This window comes from Streptomyces sp. NPDC054770 (assembly GCF_053611985.1).
Map to the genome: position 1 here is coordinate 1 of NZ_JBSHBL010000158.1, position 7,584 is coordinate 7,584.

The 7,584-nt window shown below is 69.9% G+C and carries 8 protein-coding genes; 7 read left to right on the forward strand and 1 reads right to left on the reverse strand.

Annotation, left to right across the window (positions count from 1 at the left end; translation table 11 throughout):
• Window positions 1-158: 158 nt before the first annotated feature.
• From ruvC to ACWGKQ_RS51520, 7 genes are all read left to right on the forward strand, one after another.
• Window positions 159-698: a crossover junction endodeoxyribonuclease RuvC gene (ruvC, locus tag ACWGKQ_RS51490; protein ID WP_089103224.1), complete on the forward strand. Its 540-nt coding sequence runs from the start codon at window positions 159-161 to the stop codon at window positions 696-698.
• Window positions 695-1,300 (forward strand): Holliday junction branch migration protein RuvA, encoded by a 606-nt coding sequence (gene ruvA / locus ACWGKQ_RS51495; protein WP_453299060.1) that lies wholly within the window; start codon window positions 695-697, stop codon window positions 1,298-1,300. The genes ruvC and ruvA overlap by 4 nt, the downstream gene beginning before the upstream one ends.
• 27 nt (window positions 1,301-1,327) lie before the next feature.
• Window positions 1,328-2,401 carry a Holliday junction branch migration DNA helicase RuvB gene (gene ruvB / locus ACWGKQ_RS51500; protein ID WP_453299061.1) on the forward strand — a complete coding sequence of 358 codons (1,074 nt, stop codon included), beginning with the start codon at window positions 1,328-1,330 and terminating at the stop codon, window positions 2,399-2,401.
• 454 nt (window positions 2,402-2,855) lie between these two features.
• Window positions 2,856-3,395 carry a preprotein translocase subunit YajC gene (yajC, locus tag ACWGKQ_RS51505; protein ID WP_453299062.1) on the forward strand — a complete coding sequence of 180 codons (540 nt, stop codon included), beginning with the start codon at window positions 2,856-2,858 and terminating at the stop codon, window positions 3,393-3,395.
• A 141-nt stretch (window positions 3,396-3,536) separates the two neighbouring features.
• Entirely contained in the window at window positions 3,537-5,336 is a 1,800-nt protein-coding gene (gene secD / locus ACWGKQ_RS51510; RefSeq protein WP_453299063.1) for a protein translocase subunit SecD, read from the forward strand.
• A gap of 3 nt (window positions 5,337-5,339) precedes the next feature.
• Complete coding sequence (secF, locus tag ACWGKQ_RS51515) at window positions 5,340-6,449, forward strand: protein translocase subunit SecF (RefSeq protein ID WP_453299064.1); 1,110 nt, start codon at window positions 5,340-5,342, stop codon at window positions 6,447-6,449.
• Window positions 6,446-6,985, forward strand: a complete 540-nt coding sequence (locus tag ACWGKQ_RS51520) for an adenine phosphoribosyltransferase (RefSeq protein WP_453299065.1) — start codon at window positions 6,446-6,448, stop codon at window positions 6,983-6,985. The genes secF and ACWGKQ_RS51520 overlap by 4 nt, the downstream gene beginning before the upstream one ends.
• Before the next feature lie 99 nt (window positions 6,986-7,084).
• Here the strand turns inward: ACWGKQ_RS51520 and ACWGKQ_RS51525 are convergent, their stop codons facing one another.
• Window positions 7,085-7,312 carry a hypothetical protein gene (locus ACWGKQ_RS51525; RefSeq protein WP_453299066.1) on the reverse strand — a complete coding sequence of 76 codons (228 nt, stop codon included), beginning with the start codon at window positions 7,310-7,312 and terminating at the stop codon, window positions 7,085-7,087.
• Window positions 7,313-7,584: the final 272 nt, after the last annotated feature.

Below are 7,584 nucleotides of genomic sequence, written 5' to 3' on the forward strand. Positions count from 1 at the left end.
CCTCCGGCCCGCCGCCGTTGTCGGTGGCAGCGACTAGCCTGGCGCCAGCCATAGATCACCGTCCACGGACCGCAACCATCGATTGAGGAACCACGACGGTGCTCCGCCAGGTCCGCGAGAGCGGCGGCGGTTTAGCCGCAAAGAGGGGAGGGGGCGCGGTGCGCGTACTGGGGGTGGATCCCGGGCTGACCCGGTGCGGTGTCGGTGTCGTCGAGGGCGTTGCCGGGCGGCCGCTCACCATGGTCGGCGTGGGGGTCGTACGGACGCCGGCGGACGCCGAGCTGGGTCATCGCCTGGTCGCCATCGAGCAGGGCATCGAGCAGTGGCTGGACGAGCACCGGCCCGAATTCGTCGCCGTGGAGCGGGTGTTCAGCCAGCACAACGTACGGACCGTGATGGGCACCGCCCAGGCCAGTGCCGTCGCCATGCTGTGCGCCGCCCGCCGGGGCATCCCCGTCGCCCTGCACACCCCCAGCGAGGTCAAGGCCGCCGTCACCGGCTCCGGACGCGCCGACAAGGCCCAGGTCGGCGCGATGGTCACCAGGCTGCTCAGACTGAGCGCCCCGCCCAAGCCCGCCGACGCCGCCGACGCCCTCGCGCTCGCCATCTGCCACATCTGGCGCGCCCCCGCGCAGAACCGACTCCAGCAGGCCGTCGCCCTGCACGCAGCCAACGCAACGAAAGGCCGTACGGCATGATCGCCTTCGTCAGCGGCCCGGTCGCCGCCCTCGCCCCGGACTCCGCGGTCGTCGAGGTGGGCGGGATCGGCATCGCCGTCCAGTGCAGCCCGAACACCCTGTCCGGGCTGCGCATGGGCCAGCAGACCAAGCTCGCCACCTCGTTGGTCGTCCGGGAGGACTCGCTCACGCTGTACGGGTTCGTGGACGACGACGAGCGCCAGGTCTTCGAGCTGCTCCAGACGGCCAGCGGAGTCGGCCCGCGGCTCGCCCAGGCGATGCTCGCCGTGCACAGCCCGGACGCGCTGCGCCGCGCGGTCGCCACGGGTGACGAGAAGGCGCTGATCGCCGTCCCCGGCATCGGAAAGAAGGGCGCGCAGAAGCTGCTCATCGAACTGAAGGACCGCCTCGGCGCCCCCGTCGGCGCCCCCGCGGTCGGCGCTCCGGTCACCCAGGGCTGGCGCGACCAGCTGCACGCGGCTCTGCTCGGCCTGGGGTACGCGACCCGGGAGGCGGACGAGGCCGTCACCGCCGTCGCCCCGCAGGCCGAGGCCGCCGGTGACCCGCCCCAGATCGGGCAGCTGCTCAAGGCGGCCCTCCAGACCCTCAACCGCGCCCGCTGACCCCACCACCGCTGAGGCACATCACTTATGAACTGGGACGACCCGACCGACACCGGCGCCGACGCGGAGCGGCTGGTGGGCGCCGTCGCCGACCGCGAGGACCAGACCGTCGAGGCCGCGCTGCGCCCCAAGGACCTGGGCGAGTTCATCGGCCAGGAGAGGGTCCGCGAGCAGCTCGACCTGGTGCTGCGCGCCGCACGCGTGCGTGGCGCCACCGCCGACCACGTGCTGCTCTCCGGCGCCCCCGGCCTGGGCAAGACCACCCTCTCCATGATCATCGCGGCCGAGATGGGCGCCCCGATCCGGATCACCTCGGGCCCCGCCATCCAGCACGCCGGTGACCTGGCCGCGATCCTCTCCTCGCTCCAGGAGGGCGAGGTCCTCTTCCTCGACGAGATCCACCGGATGTCGCGGCCCGCCGAGGAGATGCTGTACATGGCGATGGAGGACTTCCGGGTCGACGTGATCGTCGGCAAGGGGCCGGGTGCCACCGCCATCCCCCTCGAACTGCCGCCGTTCACCCTGGTCGGCGCCACCACCCGCGCGGGCCTGCTGCCGCCCCCGCTGCGCGACCGCTTCGGCTTCACCGCGCACATGGAGTTCTACGAACCGCGCGAGCTGGAGCGCGTCGTGCACCGCTCGGCGAACCTGCTGGACGTCGAGATCGAGCCGGCCGGCGCCGCCGAGATCGCCGGCCGCTCACGCGGCACGCCCCGCATCGCCAACCGGCTGCTGCGCCGGGTCCGCGACTACGCGCAGGTCAAGGCCGACGGGCTGATCACCCGCGAGATCGCGCACGCGGCGCTCGCCGTCTACGAGGTGGACGAGCGTGGCCTGGACCGGCTGGACCGCGCCGTCCTGGAGGCCCTGCTCAAGCTGTTCGGCGGCGGCCCGGTCGGCCTGTCCACCCTCGCCGTCGCGGTGGGGGAGGAGCGCGAGACGGTCGAGGAGGTCGCCGAACCCTTCCTGGTCCGCGAGGGCCTGCTGGCCCGCACCCCGCGCGGCCGCGTCGCCACCCCCGCCGCCTGGGCCCACCTGGGCCTGACCGCCCCGCGCGGCGCGGAGGGCGGAACCGGCCAGCAGGACCTGTTCGGCACCTGACATCGGGTGGCACCTGAGATCAAGCAGCACCTGACATAGGTCAGCACCTGAGAACTAACTGCACCTGAGATCGATCAGCACCTGACGCTGAGCGGCACAGACACCGACGCCACCGGGCCGGCCAGCAGATGCGCCCCGTCCCGCGCGCCCGGTGCCCGGGCCGTTGCCGGCGGGAACGCGCGGTGTCCGCCGTACAACCGGGACCCGCCCCCTGCTCGCCCCGCCTCCGGCCCGGACAGCCCGCCGCTCGCCGACCAGGCCCCGGCCGCAGACGTGATCGCTTCGTGACGGCGGGGCATTGGCGGGCCCAGGAACCCAGGTGCCATGCTGAACGTTGTTCCATGCGCGCGGACTCGCTTAGACTCCGCCGATGCCGCCTTTGCGGGCGGCGCCGACCACACCCCCATCATCCAGGCCGCACACCGCCGCGGCTGCGCGAAGGAAATTCCGTCCCGTGAATAGCTTGCCTCTTCTCGTGTTCATCGTCCTCATCGCGGCCATGTTCCTGATGACGCGTTCCACCCGGAAGCGCCAGCAGCAGGCCACCCAGATGCGGAACGAGATCCAGCCCGGCAACGGGGTCCGCACCATCGGGGGCATGTACGCGACGGTCAAGGAAGTCAACGAGGACACGGTCCTCCTCGACGCCGGCCCGGGCGTCGACCTCCTCTTCGCGAAGAACGCGATCGGCGCCATCCTCACGGACGACGAGTACAACCGCATCGTGCACGGCGTCGAGCACGACCTGAAGTCCGACGCCGACGTCGTCCCGGACGACGCCTCCTCCCTCACCGAGACCGACGACGAGTCCGCCGACGCTGCCGCCGCCTCCGACGACAAGGCCGTCGACCTCGGGAAGAAGGACGCCGCCCAGGACGAGACCGAGGGCAAGGCGGAGGACGCGACCGACGGGCAGGCCGAGCAGGCTGCGACCGTCGAGGCGAAGGCCGACGAAGAGCCGAAGAAGACCGACGGCGACTCCGACGCGAAGTAGCCGTGACCCGGGAAGCGGCGCGCGCGTCACATGCGCACCCCGCGTCCCGGGCGCGTCTGTTTCCCGCACGGGATCCCGACACCATGTCATGGCCGACCGCGCCGACCAGGCGCGCGGCGGCCCGAGAGGGAGTTCGAGAAGGTGGCAGCACCTAAGAGGGGCCGGAGCGCGAGCGCCCAGAGCAAGCCAGGGCGCTCGCTGGCCCTCATCCTGATCGCCATCGTGGCGCTCACCGGAGGAATGTTCGCCTCCGGAAACACCACTCCGCGTCTCGGTATCGACCTGGCCGGTGGTACGAGCATCACGCTCCAGGCGGAGAACGAGCCGGGCCAGCCCAACGCGATCAACAAGACCAACATGAACACCGCGGTCGCGATCATGAACCGTCGTGTCAACGGTCTGGGCGTATCCGAGACGGAGGTCCAGACCCAGGGCACAAGCAACATCATCGTCAACATCCCCAAGGGCACCAACTCCGCAGAGGCCCGCCAGCAGGTCGGCACCACCGCGAAGCTGTACTTCCGCCCGGTCCTGGCCCAGGAAGCGAGCGCCGGCGCCGCGGCCAGCGCCTCCCCGAGCGCGTCCGCCAGCGGCAGCTCCAGTGCCTCCCCGAGCACCTCCCCGTCGAGCAGCGCGTCGTCGTCCCAGAAGGCGACCGGGTCGTCCTCCGCGTCGCCGTCGTCCTCGGCCACCTCCCAGGGCCGCGCGGTCACCGACGCCCTGAAGGCGGGCTCCACGGCTTCGTCCTCGGCGTCCGCCTCCTCGTCGGCGAGCCCCTCCGCCACCTCCTCGGCCGACCCGAGCGCCTCCGCCGCGGCCTCGAAGCTGGAGGCCGAGTACACCGCGCTGGACTGCTCCAATGCCACCCAGCGCGCCACCGCCGGCAAGACCGCGAAGCCGACCGACACCACCGTGGCCTGCGGCAAGATCGACGATGCCTGGTACAAGTACGTCCTCGGCCCGGCCCGCGTCGACGGCACCGACGTCAAGAAGGCCCAGGCCGTCTTCGACACGCAGGGCGCCGCCGGCTGGCAGGTCCAGATGACCTTCACCTCCGGCGGAGCCAAGAAGTTCGCGGACGTCACCGGCGAGCTCGCCAAGAACGCCTCCCAGCCGCCGCTGAACGAGTTCGGCATCGTCCTCGACGGTGAGGTCGTCTCCAGCCCGACCGTGAGCCAGTCCATCACCGGCGGCTCGGCGGAGATCTCCGGCAGCTTCACGCAGACAGAGGCCCAGAGCCTCGCCAACGTGCTGTCGTACGGCGCGCTCCCGTTGTCCTTCAAGACGCAGAGCGTCACCACCGTCACCGCCGCCCTGGGCGGCCAGCAGCTGCACGCCGGTCTGCTGGCCGGTGCCATCGGTCTCGCGCTGGTCATCGTCTACCTGGTGGCCTTCTACCGCGGCCTGTCGCTGATCGCGATCCCCTCGCTGCTGGTGTCCGCGATCCTCACCTACACGATCATGTCGCTGCTCGGCCCCGCGATCCACTTCGCGCTGAACCTGCCGGCCGTCTGCGGTGCGATCGTCGCGATCGGCATCACGGCGGACTCGTTCATCGTGTTCTTCGAACGCATCCGGGACGAGATCCGCGAGGGCCGCACGCTGCGTCCCGCCGTCGAGCGGGCCTGGCCGCGTGCCCGGCGCACCATCCTGGTCTCCGACTTCGTGTCGTTCCTGGCCGCCGCCGTGCTGTTCATCGTGACCGTCGGCAAGGTCCAGGGCTTCGCGTTCACCCTCGGTCTGACCACCGTGCTCGACGTGGTCGTCGTCTTCTTCTTCACCAAGCCGCTGATGACGCTCTTCGCCCGGCGTAAGTTCTTCGCGAGCGGCCACAAGTGGTCCGGCCTCGACCCGAAGGGCCTGGGCGCCAAGGCCCCGCTGCGCCGCACCCGCCGTCCCGCCGGTCCCGTCTCCGGCCCTGTCGACCCGAAGGAAGCGTGAGCGATGTCGAAACTCGGCAACCTCGGCGCCCGACTCCACCGCGGCGAGATCAGCTACGACTTCGTCGGCAAGCGCAAGATCTGGTACGGCGTCTCCATCCTGATCACCATCACGGCCATCGTCGGCCTGGCGGTGCGCGGCCTGAACATGGGCATCGACTTCCAGGGCGGCGCCGTCTTCACCACCTCGAAGACCAGCATCTCGGTGGCCCAGGCGGAGACCTACGCGAAGGAGGCCTCCGGCCACGACGCGACCGTGCAGAAGCTCGGCACGGGCGGCCTGCGCATCCAGATCGCCGGCATGGACACCGAGAAGTCGGACGCGACCAAGGTCAAGCTGGCCAAGGACATGAAGGTGGACCCCGAGTCCATCGCCGCCGACCTCGTCGGCCCGAGCTGGGGTGACGAGATCGCCAACAAGGCCTGGGAGGGCCTCGGCATCTTCATGGTCCTCGTGGTGGTCTACCTGGCGATCGCCTTCGAGTGGCGGATGGCGCTCGCGGCCCTGGTCGCGCTGATCCACGACATCACCATCACGACCGGTATCTACGCCCTGGTCGGCTTCGAGGTCACGCCCGGCACGGTCATCGGTCTGCTGACGATCCTCGGTTACTCGCTCTACGACACGGTCGTCGTCTTCGACAGCCTCAAGGAGCAGACGAAGGACATCACCCGGCAGACCCGCTTCACCTACAGCGACATCGCCAACCACTCGATCAACGGCACCCTGGTCCGTTCGATCAACACCACGGTCGTCGCACTGCTGCCGGTCGCCGGCCTGCTGTTCATCGGTGGCGGTTTCCTCGGCGCGGGTACGCTCAACGACATCTCGCTGTCGCTGTTCGTCGGCCTCGCCGCCGGTGCCTACTCCTCGATCTTCATCGCCACGCCGCTCGTCGCCGACCTCAAGGAGGCCGAGCCGCAGATGAAGGCCCTGAAGAAGCGCGTCCTCGCCAAGCGCGCACAGGCCACCGCCGAGGAGGAGCTGGCCGAGGCCCGGGGCACCGACGCCGACGAGCACGACGACGCCGCCCCGGCCGTCGTCGGCCCGCGCAACCAGCCCGCGTCCCGCAACAACCGGGGCCGTGGCCGACCCTCCGGGAAGCGCCGGTGACCGACATCAGGGAACTGCTGCTCAGCCGTATCCGGGACGTCGAGGACTACCCGGAGCAGGGCGTGATGTTCAAGGACATCACGCCGCTGCTCGCGGACCCTGCCGCGTTCACCGCGCTCACCGACGCGCTCGCCGGGATCGCCGCCGAGACCGGCGCCACCAAGGTCGTCGGCCTGGAGGCGCGTGGCTTCATCCTGGGCGCCCCGGTCGCCGTGCGGGCCGGGCTCGGCTTCATCCCCGTGCGCAAGGCGGGCAAGCTCCCCGGAGCCACCCTCCGGCAGGCCTACGAGCTGGAGTACGGCTCCGCCGAGATCGAGGTGCACGCCGAGGACCTGTCCGCGGGCGACCGCGTCATGGTCGTCGACGACGTGCTCGCCACCGGCGGCACCGCCGAGGCCTCGATCCGGCTGATCCACCGCGCCGGCGCCGAGGTCGCGGGCGTCGCGGTCCTGATGGAGCTGGGCTTCCTGGGCGGACGGGCCCGTCTGGAATCCGCCCTCAAAGGCGCCCCTTTGGAGGCCGTGCTCACCATCTGAGCGGAGATGGGGACGACGCAGCCCCGGGTGCGACTTCAATGCGCACTCGGGGCTGCTTCATTTTTCCGTGCTACTCATGGAATCCGGCTGATTTAGAAATCAGCAGTCCTCGATGTCGTTGGTTATGATGGTGCCGGGCTCCTTGAGGTGTCCCTTCTCGTCGCCCGCAGCGGTGATGCGGTGCAGGTTGTTCTCCGCACCGTCCTTCCACCACACGCACAGGTGCTCCGTCGTGCTGCACGTGTTGTGGTAGTAGATGGTGGTCGTGGTGGTGCCATCCGCCCAAGACCAGTTGAAGCACCCCGAGCTACCTCGAAGCGTCGACATGGGGGCCGCGGTCGCAGCGTGCGCGGGAAGCGCGAAAGCCGCGCTCAGACCCACGGCCAGAGCCGCAGCCGCCATTGTCTTTCCGAACATTCTCATGCTCATCCCGTTTCTTTTTCTTTGAAAGCGGAATAGGTCAATTTCTTCCGCTTCCGGGTCGAAGTGGATCTTATGTAGCGGCTGATGTTCGAGTCAACAGAATTAATGGTCTCGATTTTCCCGATCTGTCCAATTGGTGAGTTTTTGGAAAAGGTTTTCTGGGCTCTGTTGTAGGG